The organism is Mycobacterium ostraviense (assembly GCF_002705925.1).
GTDB lineage: Bacteria > Actinomycetota > Actinomycetes > Mycobacteriales > Mycobacteriaceae > Mycobacterium > Mycobacterium ostraviense.
This window is the reverse complement of record NZ_NKRE01000098.1, coordinates 1-383: the sequence shown is the minus strand read 5'-3', so window position 1 is coordinate 383 and position 383 is coordinate 1. Positions and strand designations below refer to the sequence as shown.

At 68.9% G+C, this 383-nt stretch carries 1 protein-coding gene; it reads right to left on the bottom strand.

Features of this window, described 5'->3' with window-relative positions:
- On the bottom strand, positions 1-294 hold a 294-nt coding region (locus CDN38_RS33705; protein ID WP_099319507.1), incomplete at its 3' end, for a TfoX/Sxy family protein.
- Between the last annotated feature and the right edge of the window lie 89 nt (positions 295-383).

Below are 383 nucleotides of genomic sequence, written 5' to 3'. Positions count from 1 at the left end.
CACCGGGCCCGACGCCGGGCCGGCTGCCTTCAGCGGATGCGCGGCGATGCGCGCTTCGTAATCCTGCACCAGCGCCTCACGCTGCGGCTCGCTCAGTTCCTGCCAGTGGCAGTCCAGCAGTGCGCCTTCCAGTGAGTACAGCAGGTTCAGGCTGGGCCTGAAGCCGGCGCGCTTGACCTTGACGAAGGCGCCCACGGCACCGATCGCAACCAGGTCTTCGCGGCTGCGCAGGCCGACCTGGCGCAGCCACGCCGCACTCTTGGGGCCGATGTTGCGCAGCTTCGGTGCGCTCATCCCAGCGCCTCGATGAACACGCGGGCGATGGCTTCCAGGCCGGCCTGATCGTCGGCATCGAAGCGGCCGACCTTCGGGCTGTCGATATC